This is a genomic window from Mesorhizobium sp. GbtcB19 (assembly GCF_019091085.1).
Lineage (GTDB): Bacteria > Pseudomonadota > Alphaproteobacteria > Rhizobiales > Rhizobiaceae > Mesorhizobium.
This window is the reverse complement of sequence record NZ_JAGXJY010000019.1, coordinates 25,866-48,969: the sequence shown is the minus strand read 5'-3', so window position 1 is coordinate 48,969 and position 23,104 is coordinate 25,866. Positions and strand designations below refer to the sequence as shown.

General features: G+C 64.1%; 37 protein-coding genes. 22 read left to right on the top strand and 15 right to left on the bottom strand.

The genetic code is table 11. From position 1 onward, the window contains the following. Nucleotides 1–74 precede the first annotated feature (74 nt). The 3 genes from KVT37_RS25800 to KVT37_RS25790 all read right to left on the bottom strand — a co-directional run bounded on the left by KVT37_RS25800 (nt 75) and on the right by KVT37_RS25790 (nt 1,993). On the bottom strand, nt 75–1,466 hold the full coding sequence (locus tag KVT37_RS25800; protein WP_217577832.1) for an FAD-binding oxidoreductase: 1,392 nt from the start codon (nt 1,464–1,466) through the stop codon (nt 75–77). A 72-nt stretch (nt 1,467–1,538) separates the two neighbouring features. After that, a complete protein-coding gene (locus KVT37_RS25795) occupies nt 1,539–1,730 on the bottom strand; it encodes a hypothetical protein (protein WP_217577831.1) in 192 nt (63 codons plus the stop codon). Between the two features lie 47 nt (nt 1,731–1,777). Then, nucleotides 1,778–1,993, bottom strand: a complete 216-nt coding sequence (locus KVT37_RS25790; protein WP_217577830.1) for a hypothetical protein — start codon at nt 1,991–1,993, stop codon at nt 1,778–1,780. Nucleotides 1,994–2,564: 571 nt separating this feature from the next. Between KVT37_RS25790 and KVT37_RS25785 the strand changes: the two genes are divergently transcribed. From KVT37_RS25785 to KVT37_RS25755, 7 genes are all read left to right on the top strand, one after another. Continuing rightward, the gene (locus KVT37_RS25785; protein ID WP_217577829.1) at nt 2,565–2,828 is read left to right on the top strand and encodes a hypothetical protein; all 264 of its coding nucleotides are present in this window, start codon (nt 2,565–2,567) and stop codon (nt 2,826–2,828) included. Then, nucleotides 2,825–3,187, top strand: coding sequence for a hypothetical protein (locus KVT37_RS25780; protein ID WP_308642764.1), 363 nt, complete (start codon nt 2,825–2,827; stop codon nt 3,185–3,187). The genes KVT37_RS25785 and KVT37_RS25780 overlap by 4 nt, the downstream gene beginning before the upstream one ends. Nucleotides 3,188–3,278: 91 nt before the next feature. Further along, nucleotides 3,279–3,518 (top strand): hypothetical protein, encoded by a 240-nt coding sequence (locus KVT37_RS25775; protein WP_217577886.1) that lies wholly within the window; start codon nt 3,279–3,281, stop codon nt 3,516–3,518. Next, the gene (locus KVT37_RS25770; RefSeq protein WP_217577828.1) at nt 3,511–3,837 is read left to right on the top strand and encodes a hypothetical protein; all 327 of its coding nucleotides are present in this window, start codon (nt 3,511–3,513) and stop codon (nt 3,835–3,837) included. The genes KVT37_RS25775 and KVT37_RS25770 overlap by 8 nt, the downstream gene beginning before the upstream one ends. Continuing rightward, nucleotides 3,834–4,109 carry a DUF1488 domain-containing protein gene (locus KVT37_RS25765; protein ID WP_217577827.1) on the top strand — a complete coding sequence of 92 codons (276 nt, stop codon included), beginning with the start codon at nt 3,834–3,836 and terminating at the stop codon, nt 4,107–4,109. The genes KVT37_RS25770 and KVT37_RS25765 overlap by 4 nt, the downstream gene beginning before the upstream one ends. An 89-nt stretch (nt 4,110–4,198) precedes the next feature. After that, complete coding sequence (locus KVT37_RS25760; protein ID WP_217577826.1) at nt 4,199–4,378, top strand: hypothetical protein; 180 nt, start codon at nt 4,199–4,201, stop codon at nt 4,376–4,378. 86 nt (nt 4,379–4,464) lie between these two features. After that, a complete protein-coding gene (locus KVT37_RS25755; RefSeq protein WP_217577825.1) occupies nt 4,465–4,635 on the top strand; it encodes a hypothetical protein in 171 nt (56 codons plus the stop codon). Between the two features lie 294 nt (nt 4,636–4,929). Here the strand turns inward: KVT37_RS25755 and KVT37_RS25750 are convergent, their stop codons facing one another. Next, nucleotides 4,930–5,415, bottom strand: coding sequence for a DUF982 domain-containing protein (locus tag KVT37_RS25750; protein ID WP_217577824.1), 486 nt, complete (start codon nt 5,413–5,415; stop codon nt 4,930–4,932). A 66-nt stretch (nt 5,416–5,481) separates the two neighbouring features. Between KVT37_RS25750 and KVT37_RS25745 the strand changes: the two genes are divergently transcribed. Then, nucleotides 5,482–5,646, top strand: coding sequence for a hypothetical protein (locus KVT37_RS25745; protein ID WP_217577823.1), 165 nt, complete (start codon nt 5,482–5,484; stop codon nt 5,644–5,646). A gap of 160 nt (nt 5,647–5,806) precedes the next feature. Here KVT37_RS25745 and KVT37_RS25740 read toward each other — a convergent pair whose 3' ends face one another. Continuing rightward, nucleotides 5,807–6,241, bottom strand: a complete 435-nt coding sequence (locus tag KVT37_RS25740) for a hypothetical protein (protein WP_217577822.1) — start codon at nt 6,239–6,241, stop codon at nt 5,807–5,809. Nucleotides 6,242–6,354: 113 nt separating this feature from the next. Continuing rightward, nucleotides 6,355–6,786, bottom strand: coding sequence for an SgcJ/EcaC family oxidoreductase (locus tag KVT37_RS25735; protein WP_217577821.1), 432 nt, complete (start codon nt 6,784–6,786; stop codon nt 6,355–6,357). 186 nt (nt 6,787–6,972) lie between these two features. Between KVT37_RS25735 and minC the strand changes: the two genes are divergently transcribed. The 6 genes from minC (at nt 6,973) to KVT37_RS25705 (ending at nt 12,109) form a co-directional block, all read left to right on the top strand. Next, nucleotides 6,973–7,848, top strand: coding sequence for a septum site-determining protein MinC (gene minC / locus KVT37_RS25730; RefSeq protein WP_217577820.1), 876 nt, complete (start codon nt 6,973–6,975; stop codon nt 7,846–7,848). A 108-nt stretch (nt 7,849–7,956) separates the two neighbouring features. Beyond that, a complete protein-coding gene (gene minD, locus KVT37_RS25725; RefSeq protein ID WP_217577819.1) occupies nt 7,957–8,772 on the top strand; it encodes a septum site-determining protein MinD in 816 nt (271 codons plus the stop codon). Next, nucleotides 8,769–9,041 carry a cell division topological specificity factor MinE gene (gene minE, locus KVT37_RS25720; protein WP_042638296.1) on the top strand — a complete coding sequence of 91 codons (273 nt, stop codon included), beginning with the start codon at nt 8,769–8,771 and terminating at the stop codon, nt 9,039–9,041. The genes minD and minE overlap by 4 nt, the downstream gene beginning before the upstream one ends. 431 nt (nt 9,042–9,472) lie before the next feature. Then, nucleotides 9,473–10,360 carry a DMT family transporter gene (locus KVT37_RS25715; RefSeq protein WP_254634254.1) on the top strand — a complete coding sequence of 296 codons (888 nt, stop codon included), beginning with the start codon at nt 9,473–9,475 and terminating at the stop codon, nt 10,358–10,360. Between the two features lie 261 nt (nt 10,361–10,621). Next, nucleotides 10,622–11,221: a hypothetical protein gene (locus KVT37_RS25710; protein ID WP_217577818.1), complete on the top strand. Its 600-nt coding sequence runs from the start codon at nt 10,622–10,624 to the stop codon at nt 11,219–11,221. A gap of 372 nt (nt 11,222–11,593) precedes the next feature. Beyond that, complete coding sequence (locus KVT37_RS25705; RefSeq protein WP_217577817.1) at nt 11,594–12,109, top strand: hypothetical protein; 516 nt, start codon at nt 11,594–11,596, stop codon at nt 12,107–12,109. Nucleotides 12,110–12,269: 160 nt separating this feature from the next. On the opposite strand, the gene KVT37_RS25700 is transcribed toward KVT37_RS25705, so the two are convergent. Both KVT37_RS25700 and KVT37_RS25695 read right to left on the bottom strand, forming a co-directional pair. Further along, a complete protein-coding gene (locus KVT37_RS25700; RefSeq protein WP_217577816.1) occupies nt 12,270–12,914 on the bottom strand; it encodes a response regulator transcription factor in 645 nt (214 codons plus the stop codon). Next, complete coding sequence (locus KVT37_RS25695; protein ID WP_217577815.1) at nt 12,911–14,308, bottom strand: sensor histidine kinase; 1,398 nt, start codon at nt 14,306–14,308, stop codon at nt 12,911–12,913. Before KVT37_RS25695 ends, KVT37_RS25700 begins: the two co-directional genes overlap by 4 nt. A gap of 568 nt (nt 14,309–14,876) precedes the next feature. On the opposite strand from KVT37_RS25695, the gene KVT37_RS25690 reads away from it, so the two are divergent. Then, a complete protein-coding gene (locus tag KVT37_RS25690) occupies nt 14,877–15,062 on the top strand; it encodes a hypothetical protein (RefSeq protein ID WP_217577814.1) in 186 nt (61 codons plus the stop codon). A gap of 401 nt (nt 15,063–15,463) precedes the next feature. After that, nucleotides 15,464–15,844, top strand: a complete 381-nt coding sequence (locus KVT37_RS25685) for a YkvA family protein (RefSeq protein WP_217577813.1) — start codon at nt 15,464–15,466, stop codon at nt 15,842–15,844. A gap of 9 nt (nt 15,845–15,853) precedes the next feature. Here the strand turns inward: KVT37_RS25685 and KVT37_RS25680 are convergent, their stop codons facing one another. Further along, nucleotides 15,854–16,180: an excalibur calcium-binding domain-containing protein gene (locus KVT37_RS25680; protein ID WP_217577812.1), complete on the bottom strand. Its 327-nt coding sequence runs from the start codon at nt 16,178–16,180 to the stop codon at nt 15,854–15,856. A gap of 120 nt (nt 16,181–16,300) precedes the next feature. Between KVT37_RS25680 and KVT37_RS25675 the strand changes: the two genes are divergently transcribed. Continuing rightward, on the top strand, nt 16,301–16,462 hold the full coding sequence (locus KVT37_RS25675) for a hypothetical protein (RefSeq protein WP_217577889.1): 162 nt from the start codon (nt 16,301–16,303) through the stop codon (nt 16,460–16,462). A gap of 8 nt (nt 16,463–16,470) precedes the next feature. Here the strand turns inward: KVT37_RS25675 and KVT37_RS25670 are convergent, their stop codons facing one another. Both KVT37_RS25670 and KVT37_RS25665 read right to left on the bottom strand, forming a co-directional pair. After that, nucleotides 16,471–16,614 (bottom strand): hypothetical protein, encoded by a 144-nt coding sequence (locus tag KVT37_RS25670; RefSeq protein WP_217577811.1) that lies wholly within the window; start codon nt 16,612–16,614, stop codon nt 16,471–16,473. Between the two features lie 137 nt (nt 16,615–16,751). Continuing rightward, the gene (locus KVT37_RS25665) at nt 16,752–16,934 is read right to left on the bottom strand and encodes a hypothetical protein (protein ID WP_036258067.1); all 183 of its coding nucleotides are present in this window, start codon (nt 16,932–16,934) and stop codon (nt 16,752–16,754) included. A 127-nt stretch (nt 16,935–17,061) separates the two neighbouring features. On the opposite strand from KVT37_RS25665, the gene KVT37_RS25660 reads away from it, so the two are divergent. After that, on the top strand, nt 17,062–17,328 hold the full coding sequence (locus KVT37_RS25660; RefSeq protein WP_217577888.1) for a hypothetical protein: 267 nt from the start codon (nt 17,062–17,064) through the stop codon (nt 17,326–17,328). Nucleotides 17,329–17,441: 113 nt separating this feature from the next. On the opposite strand, the gene KVT37_RS25655 is transcribed toward KVT37_RS25660, so the two are convergent. The 4 genes from KVT37_RS25655 to KVT37_RS25645 form a co-directional block, all read right to left on the bottom strand. Next, nucleotides 17,442–17,777 carry a hypothetical protein gene (locus KVT37_RS25655; RefSeq protein ID WP_217577810.1) on the bottom strand — a complete coding sequence of 112 codons (336 nt, stop codon included), beginning with the start codon at nt 17,775–17,777 and terminating at the stop codon, nt 17,442–17,444. Between the two features lie 152 nt (nt 17,778–17,929). Further along, complete coding sequence (locus tag KVT37_RS33530; protein WP_254634253.1) at nt 17,930–18,382, bottom strand: hypothetical protein; 453 nt, start codon at nt 18,380–18,382, stop codon at nt 17,930–17,932. Further along, nucleotides 18,382–18,939, bottom strand: coding sequence for a GNAT family N-acetyltransferase (locus tag KVT37_RS33525; RefSeq protein ID WP_254634252.1), 558 nt, complete (start codon nt 18,937–18,939; stop codon nt 18,382–18,384). Before KVT37_RS33525 ends, KVT37_RS33530 begins: the two co-directional genes overlap by 1 nt. Nucleotides 18,940–18,967: 28 nt before the next feature. Next, on the bottom strand, nt 18,968–19,723 hold the full coding sequence (locus tag KVT37_RS25645) for an SDR family oxidoreductase (RefSeq protein ID WP_217577809.1): 756 nt from the start codon (nt 19,721–19,723) through the stop codon (nt 18,968–18,970). Between the two features lie 103 nt (nt 19,724–19,826). Between KVT37_RS25645 and KVT37_RS25640 the strand changes: the two genes are divergently transcribed. From KVT37_RS25640 to KVT37_RS25625, 4 genes are read left to right on the top strand one after another with little or no spacing between them, the layout of a single operon-like run. Beyond that, entirely contained in the window at nt 19,827–20,729 is a 903-nt protein-coding gene (locus KVT37_RS25640; RefSeq protein WP_217577808.1) for an AraC family transcriptional regulator, read from the top strand. A 54-nt stretch (nt 20,730–20,783) separates the two neighbouring features. Beyond that, a complete protein-coding gene (locus tag KVT37_RS25635; protein WP_128260789.1) occupies nt 20,784–21,041 on the top strand; it encodes a metal-sensing transcriptional repressor in 258 nt (85 codons plus the stop codon). Between the two features lie 8 nt (nt 21,042–21,049). Beyond that, nucleotides 21,050–22,390, top strand: coding sequence for a cation diffusion facilitator family transporter (locus KVT37_RS25630; RefSeq protein WP_217577807.1), 1,341 nt, complete (start codon nt 21,050–21,052; stop codon nt 22,388–22,390). Continuing rightward, nucleotides 22,387–23,100, top strand: coding sequence for an ABC transporter permease (locus KVT37_RS25625; protein ID WP_217577806.1), 714 nt, complete (start codon nt 22,387–22,389; stop codon nt 23,098–23,100). Before KVT37_RS25630 ends, KVT37_RS25625 begins: the two co-directional genes overlap by 4 nt. Nucleotides 23,101–23,104 lie beyond the last annotated feature (4 nt).

Here is a 23,104-nt window from a genome sequence, read left to right as displayed (position 1 = left end):
CCTTGCGGGGGAGATGCCCGGCAGGGCAGAGGGGGGTGCTGTCCCGCCAGCCTCTCAGGGCTAGCCCACCAACCTCACCCCACAACCTTCCCCGCATTCATCACATTCGCGGGATCGATCAATCCTTTGATCGCCCGCGCCAAATCCCGCTTCACCGGATCCGCGTGCCGCTCATAGGCCTCGCGCTTTTCCAGCCCCACCCCATGCTCGGCCGAGAACGAGCCGCCGGCCTCGCGCAAGCCGTCGTAAAGCACGTCCTCGATCGCCTGGTGCCGCTCGTGAGAAACCGGTCCATCGCAATTGATCGAGATGTGCAGATTGCCGTCGGCGAGATGGCCATAGACATAGGGCGCGTAAGAAGCGTCGAGCGCCTTCAGCCCCGCCTCGATGCGCGCCACATAGGCGTCCAGCGCGCCGCCCGGCACGGACACGTCGAAGGACGGCGCCATGGGGTGCGCGCGCTCGATCTGCTCGGTCTCCTCGCGCAGCCGCCATAGCGCGGCGGCTTGGGCGTCGGAGCTCGCGACCAGCCCGTCGAGGATGCCGGCCTCTTCCCAGATCGCCGCCAGCCCGTCCTCGAGCACGCCTCTTGCCGCCTCCAGGTTGTCCGCGCCGAGCCCCAGCACCAGAAGGCAGGGCGCGTCGAGCGGCAACTGCCCGGGCGCGTAGTTCAGCGCCCGCTGCATCAGCCGGGCAAAATTCCGCCACAGGATCTCGGCGGCGGTGAGCCGCGGGCTGGTCGAGCCCAGGAAATGCCGCACGATGCGCTGAGCGCTGGCCGCATCCGGCACGCCGACAAGCGCGGTGGCGCTGGCCCCGGCCACCGGGTCGAGCCGCACCGCCACGCGTGTGACGATGCCGAGCGTGCCCTCGGCGCCGATGAAGAGATGTTTCAGGTCGTAGCCGGCGCTGGTCTTGAGCACCCTTGTGAGGTCGGAAAACACCCGCCCGTCCGGCAGCACGGCTTCGAGGCCAAGCACGCGGTGGCGCATCGTGCCGTTGCGAAACGCCATGATGCCGCCGGCATTGGTGGAAACCATGCCGCCGATCGTCGCGCTGCCGCGCGCGGCAAGGTCGATGCCCGGGTCGAGCCCATGCACGGTCGCCGCTTCCTGCAGCGCCCCAAGCGTCACGCCCGCCTGCACGATCGCCACGCGAGCGAACGGATCGATCTCCTCGATTTGGTTGAGCCCGCCGAGATCGCAGATCACCTGCCCGGCGGACGTCGCCGCCCCGCCCGCCAGCCCCGTGCGCCCACCCTGGGCGACAAGGCTGAGGCCATGCTCCGCGCAGAACCGCACCAGCGCCGCGACGCCTTCGACATCGTGCGGCCGCACCAGCGCCGAGGCGCCGAAATTGCGGGCGTCGAAGCCCGGATCGCGCGAGGCGAGCTCGGCGGCGTCCCAGATGGTGGCGGTGGGGCAGGCGATACGCAGGGAGGGTATGAGGGCTTTGTCGTCGCTCACGCTGGCTTGCTCCATCTGGGGATTCACACCCCTATAGATGCAGCGAAGCTTTCGAGCCACCGCCTTGCGGGATCAGGGTGTCCTGTAAGCCTGCTCGCGCCTTCTGGCATCCTGGGTGTTCATCTCGACGACCAGCTTTTCGGCGCGACGTGTCTTGATACCGACCATGACCTTCCGCTCGACCTCGGCAGGCTGGCCGGTGAAGATGTCGAAGACGGTCCAGCTGTTTGGCCGGTCCATCCGAAGCGCGTAACGGTTTGCCATGCTCGCATTCCTTCTCGTTTGCGCCCCAGCGATGAATGCCGGCCGCTTCAGGCCTTCATCATGACAAATGCCGACGCTGCCACGGCGACGATCCACAGCACCACATACAGCGTCAAGGCGAGCGACCCGTGTGAAGAGAGCGCCGCTCGCATGCGCTCCGCTGCATTTTCCAGGCGCTTCGATCCGATCGGCTTCGTCGCGGCTGCGACCGGGACCTTGGCGCCGAACTTGCCGAAGGCAGGCGGCGTCGTCGGTTCACGCATGGTGACGGTCTCGACTGTCGGGGCCGGGCCGCGAGCCGCGGGCCGGGTGACGCGGCTGTTTGAGGGAGCGGATTTCAAGGGCAGCTTCTTTCTGTGTCGGCCAAGGCGACCACGCCCGCCTTATAGACGGCCCGGCAGGCGATAGATAGGAGCGCCAAAATTAATAGCCGGATCGGCAAAAATATCGGATGGAATAATTGCGGAGCTCAAAAAATATTAGAGCGGATGGCTAGAATTCCTGCCGATTTTCCAGTTTTTGGCTGCGTTTTTATTTAACCAAGAAAAATAAAGCGCTGACACTGCCTTGCCCGTGGCGCAATTGAGGCGCATATATAAAATTCGTTGATTTGGTCGAGGTTGGCTTTAGACAGAGTGAAGCCTCGCCATCCACCTCCGAATTTTCGATAGCGACTGCCTTGCGCCGCTCCCGGCGCGGCAATTCGCTCGGTTTGAACCCTGAAATGATGCCGGCGCTGACCACGGATGTACTGGCAGCGTCGGACATTGTTTCGGCGGTTCGACTGGAATTGAAGCGGAAGGCGCATGCGCGTTTCCGCTGGAAAGCCATAAAGTGACCACTCGCACCACGCCGTCCGTCGTTCGCTTCCATGCGGCGTTCATGCTGCCGGGCTTCGATGCGCCGCAGCCACCCGGCGACTATCGCGTCGATCTCGACGAGGAACCCCTCGAAGGGGCTTCCCGCACCGCATGGCGGCGCGTGGCCACCTTCATTCACCTGCCGGCGATCTCCGCGAAGGGGTCCACGCAGCAAATAGTACCGATCGAACCGGCCTTTCTCGAGGCCGCGCTCGTCGAGGACCGGAGACAGTCATGACAACCCTCCTGCAACGCAACGCACGTCCCATCCAGCACGGGGCCCCGGCACGTCTTTTCGACATCGGACAAACGGTCCGGCTGAAGGGCGGTCTTGGCGCCGGTTCGAGGACCGACGAAATCTACCACATCACCCGCACGCTGCCGCCCAAGGGAAATTCGCCGCAATACTGTATCCGCAGCGACGGCGAACCGCACGAGCGCGTGGTGACCGAGGACAGATTGGAGCGCATCGGCACGTCGGCATCGGACAACGGGGTTGCCCTCATCGAAAGGACGTTCGGACATGGCCAAGGGACAGAAACGCTCCAATCGCGAGATCAGGAAGCCGAAGCTGGAAAAGGCTCCGGTCAAGCCTGAGAGCCCGTTCGGCGGCCAGGCCAAGGGCCTTGGCGCCGTTAAGGGCAAGGGTTGACGGCCGGATGCGCGGGCGAGGCCGGTTCGGATGGCGATGAAGTTTGTGATCGAATTCTACCGCACGCGCGTCACCGACGATGCGCATGCGGTCATCGGCCGCGAGACCGCGCTGGCGGGCGATCTCGACGACGCAATCGAGATCGCGCGGCTCCTGGCCAGGACGCTGAACATGCCGCAATGGCCGGACGCCGTCACGATCTCGGAGGCTGACGGCGCAGCGCTTTATTCGGAGATCATTGCCGCGCGCGAAAATCGGGAAAAACAGCATGAATGAAACCATCGCCAACGGCGAAACCGGGCACACGCGCATTGGCGCATTCGATGGCTCGCTGCACTATGGCGGGGTGTTCGGCCACGACTTCAGGGATCGCCAATATGGCCGCCGCGTCGAGGCCGATCGCTCCTGGACCGTCTACCACGTCTTCACCGGAATTCCCGCCCATGTTGAGGGCGCCCTGTTGGTCGGTCTTACCCGCGCGCAGGCGACGAAGAACATGCTGGATCTCAACCGTCGCAGCGCCGAGGCCCGCAAGGCGTGGGCCGGAGCCCTGCTGGCGCCTGAACGCGCCGGAACGCAGGCGGGCCGGCCGTGACGCTTGCTTTTCTCAATCCCAGCCGCAGCTTCGACGAAACGCGCAATGCCATCTGTTTCATCGGCCATGACGGCATGTTCCAGGTCCGCTTCTTCGTCGAGGTGGAGGCGTTGAGGATGTCCGGCAACCGCCCTGGCGGCAAGGAAGCCGCCGAGAGAGCGTATCTTTCGGCATTCGACGCCTCGCGCACCTCCATCCAGGACGCCGCTCGAAAGGCATATGTGCCCGGGCGCCGGGACGCCTACACATTGACCGCTGCCAATTTCCGCTAGGCGGCCGCCGATATCGAAGGAACAGGCATGCAGGCAAGCGATGCGGCGGTCGACAGCTGGCTGATATTTCACGTGAAAGGATAATGCCGATGCGTTCGATGAAAACCCCTGAGGTGCCCGCCGTGATCAAGCCGGTCGTGATGCCTCCAAACATCATGTCGGCGCGGCTGACGATCAGGAAGGACGAGGCGGCAAAGCGTAAGCTTGCCGACACTGACGGCACCCTCAGGCGGGCACGCCAGGTGGCGGAACGCAACCGCCTGATTTGACGTCCGCCAGCTGCTGCGGTGCCGGTGATCCCGACCTCGGGCATACCTGGATCCAAGTAGCATGGCTTCAAGCAGGGGATAGCGCCATGGCGATGAAGCCGAACTATCGATACGAGCGCAGCAAGCGCGATCAGGCGAAAGCTGCCAAGAAAGACGCGAAGCTCGCGGCCAAAGCAGCGAAGGGCAAGGACGTGGAGCAGGAAGGCAAGGGCAATGCCGACGACGGCGGCGTTCGGCCAGCCCTGGAACCGCGATGACGAACAAGCCCGACCACTTCGAGATCGACGTGAAATGCCCCCGATGTCACCACCAGGCCAAGACGCGCGTGGGCTGGATTCGCACGCACACCCAGATGGAGTGCGAAAGTTGCGGCGAGATCATCGATATCGAAAGCCGGAATTTCAGATCGCGTGACGAGCCCTAAATTAGACTCCGCGACCTCGCCGCGCCTTTAAGGCGTGTCGAGATTCAGGTCAGGCCGAGTCGGAGTCAAAGACGGACGCGAAGGAAACCGCCGCTTGCAGGCCGCATCAACTGAATATCACCACGCATTAGGCTGTCACCAGAATGGCCGCCTCGCGGGCGGCAACGATGAACGCCTTGCGCGCGAACGAGGCCGGCCGGCGCCCGCTATTCGTATCCGAGCAAGCCTGAATGGCTGCCCGATACTTTTCGCTGCGCTTGCCGCGCCATCTCTTGAGCAGGAAGTCCAGGCAGACGGCCGCGTCGCCGATCGTCTCTTGCCCACCGCCGGGCAGCTCGGTGACAACCGTCACCGGCTGATCGAATTTTTCATGTGCCATCACCGGGCTTAGGCTGGCACGAGCGACATAGCAAGCATTGTTCTTGGCGGACCTGCCGGAGGGCAGCTTCGGCCGGGCTCGGAACGCGAACCAGTGCCCAATGACCTGAAGGTCGCCCAGCGATGCTTTCGCATCCATGCCAACGGCTGCGAAGCTTCCGGACAGCCCGACCCGGCAGCAAGAAATCAGGTCGGACTGTCCTCGCCGCACCAGCGAGATTTCACTGTGCGCCATTGTTTCCCGTCTGACCAGCGGAACCATTGACGAGCGGCAGCCGTTTGCAGACCAAAGGGGAATGCAATGGCGAGCGACAACGGCCAGCCGACACTTGACGACATCGTCAAGCGGCTGGTGAAGCAAACCGGCATCACCGAAGCTCAGGCGCTCGAACTCATCTACCTTGTCGGCTTGAACTGGCCGTCTCTCGTGAGAGAGGCAAAGGAGCTCAAGGCCAGCAAACCATAGCCGGGTCCATGTACGCTCAGTATCCGATGCCCCTTGCCCACCAAGTCCACCCGCGTGCTCGCCGATTGCCGACTGGCTGGAGGGGCGCGATCAACGGCGCGCGACGTACTCGGCCGTGCCGCTTTTAGCCGTCGTAGGCACGATCTGTCTTGCCGGGGACCTATCCCACCCAAACCGAGCACCCAACCCGCTGCCCGCTCGCCGCATCCCGCACCTCCTTCGCAAACACGCGCCGCAACCCCACCCGGTTGGCCCTGACTTCCTTGCTCGCGAGATAGGTCGGATCGCCCACTTCCCAGTGGTAGCGCGCGTTTGCGGGTGCCCGCTTCCAGGTGAATTTCGAGACATAGGCCACCTGGCCCGGCGTGGTGTCGGCGATGCGGCAGTCGATGGTCGCCGGGATCAGGCCTTTCGCCGCCATCTTGTAGACGACCGCGTCGGCGTCGGCCGTCGCCAGCCATTGGTCGATGCCGCTCGTCTGGTAGGCGTCTATGCCCCTCGGCTGATGCGTCATGCATCCGCCAAGCAGCATCAGCGCGGCCACTACGGCGCCTGCCTTGCCTGCTCGCCTGCTGTGGTTCCGATAAATGCCCATTGCCCGTCTCCTTGTCCCGAAAGAGTGGAAAGTCCCGGGCGGGAGGTTGGTCCGCGCGCGCCGCGTCGTATATTAGCCGTTTCACATGTCCGGCTCGTGCGGGCTCGGCCGCCCTATCTCCTCGCGTTGGAAGGAGGGGCAATCGCCCCTGGGACGATGTCGGTGTTTTGGGCCACCTTTATCCGCCAGCCGGACGGTTCCTTCTTCACCACCAGAAGCAGAATCCCTTCCCGCGTTCCGGCGGGTGAGCCGTCCGGAGCGGATGCGCCGGTCAGGGTCCATCCATAGTGCACCGATGCCAGGCCGGGAGACAGCTCGATAACGGACGAGACCACACCCTCCAGCCGGCTGTCGCGGAACATGGTCCCATGCGTTGCGCGGTGCGCCGCATCGATCTCGGCGCGGTTTTTCCACCACATGCCCACGACATTGACGAAATTGGCATCCTCGCAGAACAGCGCCGCGAAGTCGTCCATGTCATGTCTGTTCCAGGCGTCGGCAAAGGCAGTCGCGGCATCCTCAGGTTTGCTGATCAATAGCCCCATGACATGATCTCCCTTGCTTTCCGCTTGGCTTGAGGCGGAGGACGATAGCGGCATCGGCAGGCACTGTCACCGCGCCGCCACAGAAGTTAGCCGCGTCAGCTGTTAACGGCCTCAACTCCCAAAATTAACCTTTTGTTAACCATTGCCCCGGCACCCTTTAACCATTGAGTAAGGATTCGCCTGGTCGTGACCTTCGCCGCCCCTTTGCAGAACAAATCCATCCGCTTTCGCGCCCGCTCCTTCGTCGCTTTCACGCTGTCGCCGGAAGCGCCGATCGCCGACTGGCTGGAGGGGCTGGATCACTGGATCGCCAACTCGCCGGGCTATTTTGCCGGCCGCCCCGTGGTGCTGGATCTGAACATCCTGCAGCCGGGGCCGGAGGAGATTGGCGCCCTTGTCGGCGTGCTTGGCTCGCGCGGCATCCGTGTTTACGCCATCGAACTCGAGGGCGCCGAGCTCGGGCCCGAGCTGCCGCCGCTGCTCGCCGGCGCGAAGGAGGCGACCGCCGAAGGCCTGCTGGGCAGGGCGGCGCGCAAGGCCAAGGCCGAAGAGCTCGAAGTGACCGCTCCGCAAGCGCCGGTCGAGGTGCCCGAATGCGAAGCAGCGCTCCAGGCGCCTGAAGATGAACCGGCCGATCCCGCGCTGGCGAGGCTGGAGGCGGTCAGGGTCGAGGCGCTCCAGACCAGGACCACCGAGCCGGCAGGGCAGGGCGCCGAGCCGGTGCAGCCCTCGGCCGGCACGCTGATGATCAAGGCGCCGATCCGCTCGGGACAATCGGTCTTCCATCCGCATGGCGACGTCATCGTGCTGGGCTCGGTCGCGTCCGGCTCGGAGATCGTCGCCGGTGGTTCGATCCATGTCTATGGCACGCTGCGCGGCCGCGCCATCGCCGGCTCGGAAGGCAATGTTTCGGCGCGCATCTTCTGCCGCAAGAACGAGGCCGAGCTGCTCGCCGTCGACGGCTGGTACACCACGGCCGAGGAAATGGAGGGCGTGTCGCGCGGCAAGGCGGTGCAGGCCTTCCTCGACAATGATGCGCTGTGCGTGGTGCCGCTCGGCTGAGTTTTTGGGCCGCAAGCTTCGGACCGGTTTCGCGTGCGAGGCTGACAAAGAAACCCGCCGTGTTCCCACACGGCCAGAGAATAAAAACCGCCAATGGAGGCTGGATATATGGGCAAGGTAGTCGTGGTCACCTCGGGCAAGGGGGGCGTCGGCAAGACGACCTCGACGGCCGCGCTCGGCGCCGCCGTGGCCAAGACCGGCAAGAAGGTGGCGCTGGTCGATTTCGACGTCGGCCTGCGCAACCTCGACCTCATCATGGGCGCCGAGCGCCGCGTGGTGTTCGACCTCGTCAACGTCATCCAGGGCACGGCGAAGCTGTCGCAGGCGCTGATCCGCGACAAGCGGCTGGAGACGCTTTACCTGCTGCCTGCATCGCAGACCCGCGACAAGGATGCGCTGACCGAGGAGGGCGTCGCCGAAGTCATCGCGCGGCTGCGCTCGGTGTTCGACTATGTCTTCTGCGACAGCCCGGCCGGCATCGAGCGCGGCGCCCAGCTTGCCATGCGCTTCGCCGACGAGGCGGTCATCGTCACCAACCCGGAAGTGTCCTCGGTGCGCGACTCCGACCGCATCATCGGCCTGCTCGACGCCCGCACCATGCGGGCCGAGCAGGGCGAGCTGGTCACCAAGCACGTGCTGGTGACGCGCTACGACGCGGCGCGGGCCGCGCGCGGCGAGATGCTGTCGATCGACGACGTGCTGGAGATCCTGTCGACGCCGCTGCTCGGCATCATCCCGGAAAGCCAGGATGTGCTGAGAGCCTCGAACCTCGGCTCGCCCGTCACGCTGTCGGAACCGCTCAACGGCGCCGCAAAAGCCTATCTCGAAGCGGCGCGGAGGCTGGAAGGCGAGGACCTGCCGGTGGTCGTCCCCTTCGAGCGCAAGGGCTTTCTCGACCGGCTTCTCGGAAGGAGGGCCGCATGAGCATCCTCGACCTCTTCAAGCGGCGCACCAGCGCGCCGGTGGCGCGCGAGCGGCTGCAGCTGCTGCTCGCCTATGAGCGCCAAAGCCGCGGCCAGCCCGACCTCGTCTCCATCCTGCGCGAGGAGATCATGGCGGTCATCGCCAAGCACGTGCAGATCGACCAGGATTATCTGCAGGTCTCGATGGACCGCGGCGCCACCATGTCGACGCTGGAGATCGACATCCAGATCCCCAACAAGAGCGCCGCGCCGCTCGCCATGGCGGGGTGATTAGCCAATCTCCCCCCTTGTGGGGGAGATGCCCGGCAGGGCAGAGGGGGGCGCTGTCCCGCCAGCCTTGCCAATCTTCGGCGCAACACATACCGGGATTAGTCGTCTTTCTAGAGCGTTTCACCGTTTCACGGAAACGGCGAACAGTTCTATCTCTTTGTTTTGACGCAATTCCGGACGGAAAACCGCTCACACTTTTCCTGGAATTGCTCCAGAGGCCTGCAAGAACAGAGGTTGGCGATCCTTCGCGCCCCCCTCTGTCCTGCCGGACATCTCCCCCACGAGGGGGGAGATTGGCAGCTCCGCCGCCGGCGCCCGCCGGCCTGCCCAGCCGGCACCCGCCTTGCCCCACCCATCCCCCTCCCACTGCCTCACGACATCCTGAGCGCCGCGTCCTATCTCCATCCCCGAACCAGGGGAGGGAGCCAGGATTGTCCTCGACGCAGGCAGCCAGCCAAGAGACCCATGTCGGCGCCATGCCGGTGATCGGCCTGCTTGGTTCCATGCTGTCGGTGCAGGTCGGCGCGGCCTTTGCAAAGGGTCTCTTCCCGGTGCTGGGTTCGGAAGGCACGACGACGCTGAGGCTCGCCATCGGCGCGCTGATGCTGGCGGTTGTGCTCAGGCCGTGGAAGGTGCTGCCGTCGCGCAAAAACCTGCCCTGGCTTGCCGCCTATGGCATCACCGTCTGCGCCATGAACATGTTGTTTTATGCCGCGCTCCAGCGCATTCCGCTCGGCATCTGCGTGGCGCTCGAATTTACCGGGCCGCTGTTTGTCGCCACCCTCGGCTCCAGGCGCCTGCTCGATCTCGTCTGGATCGCTCTGGCGATAGCAGGCATTGCGCTGCTGTCGCCCTTTGCCGATGCCAGCCGCGGGCTCGATCCGCTGGGCGTGGCGCTGGCGTTGGCCGCCGGCGCCTGCTGGGGGCTCTATATCATCTTCGCGCAGAAGGCCGGCGCCGGGCTCGGTGTGCGCACCTCCGCCTACGGCATGGCGATCGCCGCGGTGCTGGCGCTGCCCTTCGGCTTCAGCGCCGCGCAGCCCCATCTCGCCGATCCGCACATCATGGCGGGCGCGGCCGTGGTCGGCCTGTTCTCCACCGCGCTGCCCTTCTACCTGGAAATGATGGTGCTCGCCCGCATGCCGGCCAAGGTTTACGGCATGCTGGTGTGCCTGGAGCCGGCGGGCGGCGCCTTGACCGGCTTCCTGTTCTTGGCAGAGAAGCTCAACCTGCTGCAATGCGCGGGCATCGCCGCCGTCATCGCCGCCGCCTTCGGCACGGCGGTCGCGGCGCGACGGCCGATGGCTTCGCCGGCCTGAGCCCGTGTTCCCCGCCTGACCTTCTATCGTTAAGGATTTGGTTGGTTTGAAAAAAATCGATCCAGCGGCGGCAATGTCCGACCACATCCGGCAGTTGAAATAAGACTTAGGTCCTACGATAAACCACAATAGGTCCGAGTAGACAAGACAAGGGTCGTGGGCCACTTCCTTAAGACGGGCTGATTGGGGATGCTTATGCTGCGACATTGCCGGTGGGGTAATTCGGCCGACGGGCTGAGTGGCTGGCATGGGGAGAACGGAATGCGCTTAATGCGCAGAGGCTGCAGGCTGGTCTTGCCGGCACTTGCTGCGTTGGCGCTCGCTGTCGCGCCTCTTGGTCTCTCCATCGATGGTCCGGTCGTAACCAAAGCCTATGCCGGCAAAGGCGGCGGTGGCGGCGGAAACGGAAACGGCGGCGGCGGAAACGGGAACGGCGGCGGAAACGGCAATAGCGGCGGCAACGGGAACAGCGGCGGCAACGGAAACGGCAATAGCGGCGGCGGAAACGGGAACGGGAACAGCGGCGGCGATAGCGGGAACGGCAACGGAAACAGCGGCAACGGCAATAGCGGCAACGGCAACGGGAACACCGGGAGCGGAGACAGCGGCGACGGCGATGGGGACAGCAGCAGCGGCGGGACGAGCAGCACCGCCAGCGCGGGAACCACCACCGACAGTCATGTGAACACCAAGACCGGCGACAAAGTCGAGGTCACCGGCACTGGCATCCAGGTCACGCACCGCAACGGCATGAAGGAGAAGATCGACAACGGCCGGTTCAGGATGGAGGACAAATACGGACGCACCATCGTCGACCGCAAAGCCACCATGGCCGATTTCGATCGCATGAAAAGTTTGTGAAACAAGGTTTGTGAGAGCGAGGTTTTATCCGGATTAGATCTTAAGGGACCGAAGGTCAGCGCTGCAAAATCAGGTTGCCACCTTTTGCTTCGTCTCTACGGTCCTGATCGTCTTGCGGTAGAAATTAGCTACTCACCTTACCCCCGCCTTCGTGCGGGGGTAATTTTTTGAACCGGCGACGGCGCTCCGGTTGCGACATTGGTCAGGCAGGAAGGCGGAAATGGTCTGACAGACCGGGGCATGGGTCGTAAGCCGCTTTCATCGCTCCGCCGGAATGGCAATCCTTACCTGTCAAAGACACCGGTTCCCCCGCCCGGTGCGAGAGTGAAACTATGGCCATGGCGAGGTGGAACCGGCAGGAAAAAGGATAGAATGCGCCAACCCGCCTGCACAAGGCTTGCCCCCCTGACTTTGCGCGCTGGCGCCGCGCTGGCGATTGTTGTCGCGCCCTGTCTGTCGGTTCCTGGCAATGGTTCCAAGCCGGGGTTCACCGCTTATGCCGGAAACAGCAATGGCAATGGCGGTAACGGGAACGGCGGCAACTCTGGCTCCGCCGGCGGCTCGAATTCCGGCAATGGCGGCAACAGCGGTAACAACAACGCAGGCGGCAATTCCGAGAACAGCAATGCCGGCGGCGGCAATCCCAATGCCGCGCCGGGCAGCAACAGCGGTAAGGGCAATGCCAATCCGGCCGGCAAGAACAGCTATACCAACGCGGCAACTGGCGACACGCTCTCGATCGTCGGCGACAAGGTCACCGTCGTCCATCGCAACGGCATGAAAGAGCAAGTCCAGAATGGGCGTTTCGAGATGACCGATGCGCAAGGCCGCACCATCATTGAACGGCAGGCGACGGACGAGGACTTGAACCGTCTGCTGAGCCTGTAAGGGCCGAGAGAGGCTACCCCCTTTTTCCCGCGCCCTTGCATGTCACCCCCGTCCCTTGAGACGGGGGTGATTGCGTTAGGCAGTAGGCAGTAGGCAGTAGGCAGTAGGCAGTAGGATGTCGTCTTCTCTACTGCCTACTCCCTATTGCCTAATCCCTAATCTACTGCCTTTCCCTCGCTTCATGCATCAGCAGCGCCGCTTCGGTGCGGTTGCGCACGTTGAGCTTGGCGAGCACCCTGGTCATGTGATGCTTGACCGTCTTTTCCTGCAGCGACAGCCGGGCGGCCACCTCCTTGTTGCTCAGCCCCTCGGCGACCAGCTTGAGGATCTCGGCCTCGCGGCCGGTGAGCTGGCTGAGCGGATCGGGTTTGCTGCCGGTGGGCTGCAGAAGGTCGGAGAGCAGCCTGGCCGAGAGGCTCGGCGATACATAGCTTTGGCCGCTGGCGACATCGCGCAGGATCTCGGCCAGCGCCTTGGAGCCGACGCCTTTCAGCACATAGCCGCGCGCACCGGCCTTCAGCGCCTGGGCGACGTCGGAATTGGTCTCCGAAACCGTAAGCATGACGATCTTCTGGTCGGGCATCGCTGCCAGGATGCTGGCGAGCGCGTTGAGGCCGCCGCCGGGCATGCTGATGTCGAGCAGAAGAATATCGGGCGTGCTGGCGCGCGCCAGCCTTTCGGCGTCCTCGGCGCTGGCGCCTTCGCCGACGAGCTCGAAGCCGCCGATCTCGCTGAGGCTGCGCGCCACGCCCTCGCGGAACAATGGATGGTCGTCGACTATTGCGATGCGGATGGATGTGCTCACGGTTGCTCCTCGACAGACAAGGTGATGACCAGTCTGGTCCCTCCGGGGCCGGACAGCGTCTCGAACTGCCCGCCTATGCTTTCGATCCGTTCTCTCAGGCCCGCAAGCCCGAGGCCCTCGCTTCGGGCTGGGTCGAAACCGGGGCCGGTGTCCAGCACCTCGACCAGGAGCTTGCCGCCCTTCGTCGTGGCGCTGACCTGCTGGCCCTTGCCCATGCCGTGACGGTAGGCGTTGTTCAGGCCTTCCTGCACGAATCTATAGATGCTGATCTTTTCCGAGGTGCCGAGTTCCGGCAAGCGCTCAGGCAGAGTTAACAACACTTTGGTGTCGGTGCGGCGCTCGTGCTCGGTCACCGCCAGCCGCAAAATGTCGGTTACGGCCTGGGTTTCGATCTGCGGCAGCACCAGCCCGTTGCAGATGCCGCGTATCTCGCGCATCGCTTCGCCGAGTGTCTTGTGAATGCCGGCGATCTCGGCTTCGCGCAGCGTGCCCGATGTGGCCGGGTCGACCAGCACCGGGCTGTCCATTCTCAGCGCCGCGAGCGCCACCAGTTGCGCGGGCCCGTCATGCAGGTCGGCCCCGATGCGCCGCAGATACCGCTCGTTGATGGCGGTGGCGCGGCGCGAGGCGCGCTGGACACGCAGGCGCAACGACGAGTTTTGCGCCAGCGCCGTCTGCAATTCGGCAACCTTGGCCTCGAGTGCTTCCCGCTGCGTGACGATGGTGCGGCTGCCGCGGAAAACGATGCCCGAAAGCAGGGCAAGCGCCGCCGCCGTGGCGGCCGCCACCACCAGCCAGCTCCACCACAGGGCGGAGTGCAGCGATTCCTCGAAATCGCCGGACAATTCGTAGAACTCGCTGACGGCCACGACTTCGCCGGACCAGGGTTCGCGAACCGGGTTGTAGATTTCGAGCAGCGGAGCGTTCATCGACCGCTCCTCGTCGTCTTCCTCGTCTTCGAGCCTGTTGTACTTGACCATGACATTGCCGGCGAAAGCGGCAGTGAGGTTGGCGTTGGGCTTGATCTGTTTGCCGATGAGGTCGGCGTTCTTCGAATAGAGGATCGTGCCGTCGCGCCGCCACAACTTGAACGATACCAGTCTTTTGCCAAGCGCGCCCTGACCCAGCGTTTCGTCCAGCGCCCGCTTGACCGTGTCGTCGAGCTCCTGGCTCTTGCGCATGTCGGGCAGCAGCGGCGCGATCACGCTGTCGACATAGAGCGCGGTGGTGGCGGCGGAATTGTGCAGGACGCCGTCACGGATCTGCGATGTCACCCATAGTCCGACCACGAGCATCACGGCCAGAAGGACGATGCCGCCCGCGATCACGAATTGCCAGGCAAGCGAGAGCTCGCTCCAGATTCGCGCAAGTCGCTTGAAATACCTCCCAAACATCGGCACCGCTCACCCACCCGTCGGTGAGAGTATAGGCGAGGCAGGGCAATTGCGACACCGACCTTGGTCCGTGCCCAAGGGGAAGGTTAATGGCAGGCGGTTGGCCGCTCGCGCCGGCGGCGGGCGCCGATCCGCAAGAGCAAAGGTTCCTCACGCTTCAGAACAACAAAAGCCCGCGCCACTCCTGTTGACGGGGAAGACGCGGGCCGGGTTGCCACCTGAAACTGTGGATCATTTTGCGATGCCGACACAACCACCAATCGAGCGCCGCGTCCATCCCAAAAGTCGTATGCTCAGCCGTACACAGCGCTACGCGGCGAATGCTCAGGCTTTGCGATGCCTTTCTGATCGCCCGTCACCGATGTGAATTTACAGTGGCGGAACCCGTCGTCTGGTCGGGCCTGCAAACCGTCGCGACCGGCAGAGGCGGGGCCGCTCCGTCGCGACGGCAGGACGCGGAAAGTCACAGCAAAATTTGCCCCCAAAAGAAGTCAGACCCGGGGTCTTGATGGGTCGAACGACCGCCGCTTATACGATGTTATGACCTTGCTGTTCGTGGCAACGCAGTATGGACAACGGCACAAAAAAACAAAAAAGAAACCAGCGATTGTCGATTTTCGAGCTCGAAGCACTGCGGGAAGCTTTCCGGCAGTCCGTTCGCGAGAACGACGTCACGGAAACCGAATGGGCGCGGCACGCTGAGCTTTTCGTCAAGGCAGCGCTGCAAAAGGGTAGCCAGCTTAAGCGGGCTTGAGCGTAGCTTTCGGTGGATCGCCGAACCGCTCCAGGCCTTTATTTCGCGCAATCCCGGTTGGAAAGCCGCAGCGCGCTTTCTTGCAAATCCCCCGCCGCTCGGACCTTTGCGTTGTCGCATAAGACCTCAGCCACAATTGCGGGCGCAACGCGAAACGGACACTGTGTCCCTGCGCCGGCTCCCCCCAAGGAAACCCAAAGCCGGCGCCTTAGCCCGGCTTGTCAGTCAAAGAGCCGTACTCTTTTACCGCCAAGGCAAGCCGGGCTACCCCAACCGCCGATCCCGAACTCTTCCACGGTCGACATCGTCGCGTGTCGCCGTCGTCTTGAGTCGCGGCGTCGAACAGCCGCGACCGTGCCGTCGATTTGGCCTGACGACCCGCACAACCGTATATAGGACGCATGTCGGCTCTCGACTCGGCAAAGCAATGGGCGCGGGAGATCAAGCGCGATGTGGTGGCGCTCTGGCTTGCCGCCCGTGATCCCCGCGTGCCCTGGTATGCAAAGGCAACCGCGGGCGCCGTCGCGGCCTATGCGCTGAGCCCGATCGACCTCATCCCGGACTTCATCCCGGTCATCGGCTATCTCGACGACCTGCTGATCGTGCCTCTCGGCATCATGCTCGCGGTCAGACTGGTCCCGGCCGATCTGATGCAGGAATTCCGCCAAGTGGCCGCGCGACGTGAGAAGCCGGGCAGCAAGGGGGGTCTCGCCTTCATAATCGCGATTTGGGCGCTGGCGGCGCTGGCTCTCGCTTGGCTGTTCTGGCGGAGGCCCGCCTAGGTCAATACATCAGTAGCGGTGCACTCTCACGCCGCTGCCGGCCGTGCCATACCAGCGCTCGCAGGCGATGCCGTCACGGTCGGCGTCATGTGTCGGCCAGTAGCCGGGCTGTCCGGCGCGCGCCGGCGCGAGGCCGACCAGGCGGGCAGTCGCGCAGTTGGGAGAGGCCGCCAGATGGCGCAGCAACAACCAGGGCGACGCGAAGTGGATGCCAATCGAGCCGTAGACGATATAGGCGCAGAGGAAGATGAACGGCGCACCGAGCGCCACCCATTTTCGTCCACCCAGCCGGCGACGCTGATAAGCCGACGGCCAATCGAAAAACGGCAGGAACATCCCGCCACCCCTCCCTGATAATCGAAGCATTAGCAACATCTTGTATTTGTTGCAAATCAGGCTCATGCTTGTCGAGCGCGTGAAATGGCATGCGCATGGGTTGGGTAAAAGGGGTCAGGCGTGATGGAATTTGCAGTCTGCTACGGCCACACCGGGTTGGATCTGGCGCGCTCGATCTTCGTCGACATCACGGCGTTCTTTGCGCTGGTGGCGCCGTTGGCGATGGCGCGGCTGATCGAGATATCGCGAGAGGATGCCGCGGGCGAATTGCAGCTCGCATAGGGCGAATCTTAGTCGTCGCGGACGACCTTTCGGGCCGACAGGTCGCCGAGCAACACCGAACAGTCGATCTCTTCCTGGAAATTCGCCTGAGGATCGAGCACCAGCCACGAAGCGTGGGTGCGCAAGCTCCTCAGCCTGGCATTCTTTTGCATGCGAGCCAGGCGTTCCGCCTCGTCGATCGAGGCCTGAAAAGGCCGTTCGGCCTTGTGATGGTGAGGGATCCTCGGCATCGTTGCGGAAAAACGCGCTTGCCCCGCCTTCCGTTCCATCGAACTGGCCGATCGGCCTCTCAGGCGCAGTCCTTCAGCTCGACCACCTCGACGCCGAGGCGGAAGGCCTGGCCGTCGGCATAAGAGCGCGCATACTGCTCGGCTTCGAAGGGGAAGATGAGTGTTGTGCCATAGGCGGTGACGCGCACCGTCCACTTCTGGCCTCTCACGAGTTCAACGCCGTGAAGCTTCGCCGTCACCATCTCACCCTCCTCAGATCCGGCACGCCAGCAACATCCCGCATAACGTCGCGAAAGTCGTTTGAGTGCAAATAATCCGACCCAATCGTGTCGTTACGATGTCGATTCCGACATTGGGTCGTTTGCGTCCGTGAAATGGTTCACCGACAGCGGCACTTTTTGCCGGCCGTCGGCGAGCGGGCAGGTGGTCGGCCGGAACCGCAGCGCTTCCGGCGGGTTGAAAATCCAGGACGCACAGGAGCTCGCCATGATCCGCAAACTGAAATCCGGCGAATACCGGCTCTATTCGCGCAAAGTCGATCCGAGAACCGGCAAACGCCGCAATCTCGGCACGTTCAAGTCGCGCGAAGCGGCAGAAAAGCACGAGCGCGAGGTGCAGTATTTCAAGCGGCATTAGTGCATGTCGCCCAAAAGTGCGCAGCCGTTTTGGGACAACGACATGCATAAACCAACAACCTGAAGCGCGTCGCATGAGGCCGTTCAGATGCGACGCGCCTTAGGCCGACAACTTTACCCGTGCGGTGTCGGCGGGGTGCGGGGGCGAGGGTGGCCGGGCACGTTCGAGCCGATATGGTCGAGGTCGCAACGTTTGGTGATCATCTCGACCGATTTGGTGTCGACGGTCACACGCCCCAGCACCTGAACCGTCGTGCGCCCGAGATCCTCGTCGACATGGACGACATCGCCCTCCAGTCTGAGCTTGTCGCCTGCCATGGCATTGGGCTCGATCATTGAATAGCGATGGGCATCGCTCTCGATCTTCAGCGTCACGCGGTCGTCGACGCGCTCGATCACCGCGGCGATAATGGCCACGCGGTCGCCTACCTCCACTGCCGGCCGTGTCATTGCAGCCTCCTTTCGCTCCACGCGGTTTTCTCGCCGCCGGAGCGGGCTGTCGACCAAATGAGCATCGGCAGCCGCTGAAATAAACGGGAAAACAAGTGTTTGGTTGCCGCTGGGTTGCCTGCTGCCCGGCCTGGCCGATCACATCCGGCCGATCACATGAAGCCGGGATTTCGTGGCAGATACTGCTTCCAGTCGCCATAACCGGGCGATGCCATCAACAGCATCGGAAAGGTGATGCGCATGCCCTGATCGACCGCAAGGCCGAGCGCGCTGTCGCAAGTGCCCGGCAGGAAGGCCGATACGTTCCCGGCCGAACGATCCGCCGCCAGCCGCAACGCCGCTGCGAAGGCATCGCGAAGGCCATCGGGCCGCATCACCGCCAGGGGGCCGACATGCCCGCTGGCACTGAGGTAGCTGTAGCCGACGGCATCGCCGCCGGCGTAGAGCAAAACTCCCGTCGTCGCTGGATCGGTGCGCAGGTAGCGGTGATGCTTCTCCCGCGAGGCGCCCAGCGCGCGAGTATCGATCTCGATGAGTTTTTCCATCGTCGCGGCGCTGTAGTCGATTTCGACGGCGCGCAATGCCGGCTCCGGCAATGCCTTCATCACCCGTTCGCGCGCGGCGCTGAGAAGATAGACCGGCGTTTTGGGAAACAGGCCGTGCCGCATGTAAAGGCCCTGCGAGACACGGTTGAAGGTAAAGTGATGAGCGCCTTGTGGGCCGCGCCTGATTTGCGGGCGTGCTCCATCGTCCTTTCCAGCAGCGCATTGCCGATGCCGTGACCCTGCCGGGCAGGGTCGACGAACAGCTGGGCAAGGAACCAGACATCGCCGCAGACCCAGCTCCAGGCGAAGCCCAGAATAGCGCCGCCGTCTTCCGCGACCCACAGGCCATCGGGGTCGTCCTTGAGCGAAAACAGCTGGAAATTGGGCGGGCTTGCCGTCGCCATCGGGCCAAAGCCGTGCCGAACGGTGAGTTCGTTGATGCTGGCGACCACCAGCGCATCGGTAGCGGCAAGATCATCCGCGCGAGCAGGCCTGTAAACGAGCGACATGGAAACCACCCCTGGCGACAGAGCGAGCCGCAACGCCGACCATAGCAGTTGTTCATGCGTGCCGTCTCGCCCACCGTCAGACCGCATCGCCAGGAGTGCCGAGGGCAACGGTGCCCCCGGCATTGCACGCTGCCCCTCAAGCCGCCCGCGACAAAGCGACCGCATCGGCGCCGGCGGGGAAGCGCAGCGTGCCGGTCGTGTCGTTGACGGCCCGCCACGCGCCTTCGGCGACATCGATTTCCCTGGTGGTCAGCGCGCTGGTCGTCGTCGGATTGGCAAGATCGCCGAAGATTGCCCTGGCGAAATCGGCGTAGGCCTCCGGGATGAGATCCTGGACATTGACGCTGGTATTGGCGGTGAACCTTGTCGTCGGCCCGTAACCGGGTTCGACCAGTTTGGCCAGCACGTTGAAGGGCGCGAGTTCCAGCGCCAGCGAGCCAGTGAAACCCTCGATGGCCTGCTTGCTCGCGGTGTAGGCCGCCGCCAGCGGGAAGGGGGCAAGCGTGGCGCTCGAGGTCACGTTGACGATGACGCCGGAGCGCCGCTCGCGCATCCGCGGGATCACCGCCTGGCACATCGCCATGACGCCGAACGTGTTGGTCTCGAAGACCTTGCGGATATGCGCCATCGGCGTCGCCTCGAAAGCGCCGGCGACGCCGATGCCGGCATTGTTGACCAGCGCGTCGATCGGACCCGCCGCTTCGACCGCCGCAGCGATGCTTTTGTCGTCCGTCACGTCGAGCGGCAGGATGCGCAGCGCCGGCGAAGCCGGCAGCACGTCCTCGCGCGGGCTTCGCATGGTGGCGACGACGTTCCAGCCATTCGCGAGGAAATGGCGCGCCGTTTCCAGGCCGTAGCCCGATGAAGCGCCGGTGATCAGGATGGTTTTCATGGGATGGTTCCTTGTTGCTCGGTTTCACGATGACAAGGTTTACGGGCAGGATACCGGACCATCTATAATTGACAGTCCATACTTTGTTTGTAAGAGTCCGGATATGGTCGATCCGCTCTCCGAAGTCATAGGCCTGCTCAGGCCGCGCGCCGTATTCACCAAGGGCATCAGCGGCGCCGGGCGCTGGGGCGTGCGCTACGCGGATTTCGGCCACCCAAGTTTCGCCATCGTCATCGAGGGAGCATGCCGCCTTGCCGTGGACGGCCAGCCGCCCTTGACGCTGGAAGCCGGCGATTTCGTCCTGCTGCCGACCACACCTGGCTTCACCATGACCGGCTTCGAGCCGGTCATTCCGACCCTCATCGACCCCAAGCTCGCCGCGGCCGCCGCGGAAGAGGTGCGGCATGGCAGGCAGGACGGTCCGCCCGATCTGCGGATGCTCGGCGGCTATTTCCTGTTCGACGGCGAAGATTCCGGCCTGCTTGTTTCGCTGCTGCCCAGCCAGGTCCATGTCCGCGGCGTCGAGCGGCTGTCGACCTTGGTCAAGCTGCTGATCGATGAGGCCACCGGGCAGCATGCGGGGCGCGACCTTGTGCTCACCCGTCTGGTGGAAATCCTGCTGGTCGAGTCCCTGCGGCAGACGCAGGCGCCCGACGCACCGGCCGGCCTGTTGCGCGGCCTGGGAGACGCGCGGCTCGCCGAGGCGATCCGCCGGATGCATGCCGACCCGGCGCGGCCTTGGACGATGGTCGAACTGGCGAAGGAGGCGGCGCTTTCGCGCTCCGCCTTCTTCGACCGCTTCCTGCGCAACGTCGGAGTGCCGCCGATGGAATATCTGCTTGCCTGGCGCATGGCGTTGGCCAAGGACTTGCTGCGCCGTCAGGAGGCGGACATCGCCGAGGTCGCCGAGCGCGTCGGCTATGGCTCCGCCAGCACCTTCAGTACCGCCTTCAGCCGCCATGTCGGCCAGCCGCCCGGGCGCTATGCCAGGGCGGCTGCGCACTGACTTGGGGGGCACTGCCAGATTGCATTATCCTACCCTGGGGGATAGGATATCGGTATGACGATACACGGCTCCCATCCCGACATCATCGCCCGGCTCAAACGCGCGCATGGCCATCTCGCCGCCGTGCTCACAATGTTCGAGCAGGGCCGTTCCTGCCTCGACCTCGCGCAACAGCTCCACGCCGTCGAAAGCGCCGTCGGCAACGCCAAGCGCGAACTGATCCACGACCATATGGAGCATTGTCTGGTCGAAGGCGGCGAGCCGACCAGGGATACGCTCAAGGAGCTGAAGCAGCTCACCAAATATCTGTGAGGCGTCCGATGTGGAAAAGAGTTCTCGACTGGTTCGGCTTCGGCGCGCATGGACATGACCATGGCGGGCATGATCATGGCGGCCACCAAGATCATCACGGACCGCACGGCCACACACATGGCGTGATCGACGCGACCATCGCCACCACCGATCGCGGCATATGGGCGATCAAATGGTCGTTCGCGATCCTGGCGGTCACCGCCGCGCTGCAAATCGTCGTCGTCATGGTTTCGGGCAGCGTGGCGCTGCTTGCCGACACCATCCACAACGTTGCCGACGCGACCACGGCCATTCCGCTCTGGATCGCTTTCGCGCTGGCCAGGCGCAAGCCGACCCGCACGTTCACCTATGGCCTCGGCCGGGTCGAGGACCTTGCCGGCATAATCATCGTGCTCATTATCCTGGCGAGCGCGCTCGTCGCCGGATATGAAGCGGTCAGCCGCCTGTTCAACCCGCAGCCGGTGCGGTTCCTGGGCTGGCTTGCCGCTGCCGGCGTCATCGGCTTCCTCGGCAACGAGGCGGTGGCGGTGTTCCGCATCCGCGTCGGCCGCCAGATCAACAGCGCCGCCTTGATCGCCGATGGCTATCACGCCCGCACCGACGGGCTCACCAGCCTTGCCGTCGTCGCCGGCGCGATCGGCGTCTGGCTCGGTTATCCGCTGGCGGACCCGATCATCGGCCTCATCATCACCGTCGCCATCTTCGGCATCGTCTGGCAATCGGCGCGCTCGGTGTTGACGCGCATGCTAGACGGCGTCGAGCCCGGCCTCGTCGACGAAATTCATCACGCCGCCGACCATGTCGCCGGGATCGAGAAAGTGGTTGGCGCGAAGGCCCGCTGGCTCGGTCACAAGCTGCATGTCGACGTGGAGATCGCGGTCAATGACGGGCTGCTGCTTGCCGCGGCCAACAACATCGCCGCGTCATTGAAGGCCGAGCTTCTCGCGCACGTTCCCGCGCTCGACGTCGCCACGGTGCGCTTTGCCGAGCCGCCTGTGGAGGGCGGTCACCATCATGCCCCCGATCCGTTCCTGGTCTCGGGCAGGCTGGCCAGCGGTCTGCTCGAAATCGTCGACACGCCGCAAGGTGAACGCATGCGGCTGCGCCTATCACGTCATGCCGAGGGCCTGCGGGCGAACGTCGCCATCGAAAGGGACGGCGGTGCCGTCGAAAGCCTGCCGCTGTCTCCGGTCGGCGGCGATCACCATTATCTGCAAAGCCTGATCGCTCCGGCCGAACCGCATGAGTTCAGCGCCAGGCTGCAACTGGCGGCCGGCGCCGACAGCGAGGATTTGCCTTTCGCCATGGCCGAGCCGGAAGGGCATGACCACGAGCGCGCGCATGGATGATACAGGCGCTCTTTGAATACCAGCGCGAAATTTACCTGGCGGTGGCGCAACATCTCAAGGCGTTCGCCAGCGACGGCAGCTGGTTCGCGCTCCTTGCGGTGCTGCCGATGCGTGTCGTGTTCGGGGCCGCTCATGCGCTGACGCCAGGCCATTCGAAGACGCTGCTCGCCGCCTATATCACCGGCTCGCAAGTGAAGTTGTCTCGCGGGCTGCTCGCTTCTGTCGCGCTTTCCTTCACCCACATCACGCTGGCGGTGTTGATCGCGGTGTTGGCGCTGCCGCTCGTATCGATCGCCTTGGGTAGCGTCGGTCGCGCCCCGGCGCTGGAAATGTTGAGCCGCGGGCTGCTGGGTCTGGTCGGCGTGTGGATGATCTGGCGCGCGCTACGCGGTCGTCACGACCATCGTGTCCATGAGGGCGAAGCGGTCGGCGTCATGGCCGGATTGATCCCTTGCCCGCTGACGTTGTTCGTCATGACTTATGCCATTACGCGCGGCATACCTTGGGCCGGGCTTGTCTTCGCTGTCGCGATGATGGCTGGCGTGGCGATCACGCTCGGGGTCGTCGTTCTGCTGGCGGTGCTGTTCCGCAGCGGATCCGTCGCAATGCTGGAGCGGTTTGGGTCGAGCACGGCCGGTGTGGCGAGCTTTCTGGAGATCGGGACGGGATTGATTCTGGTTGGCGCGGCACTGCATCAGATCTTCGGTTAGTTGG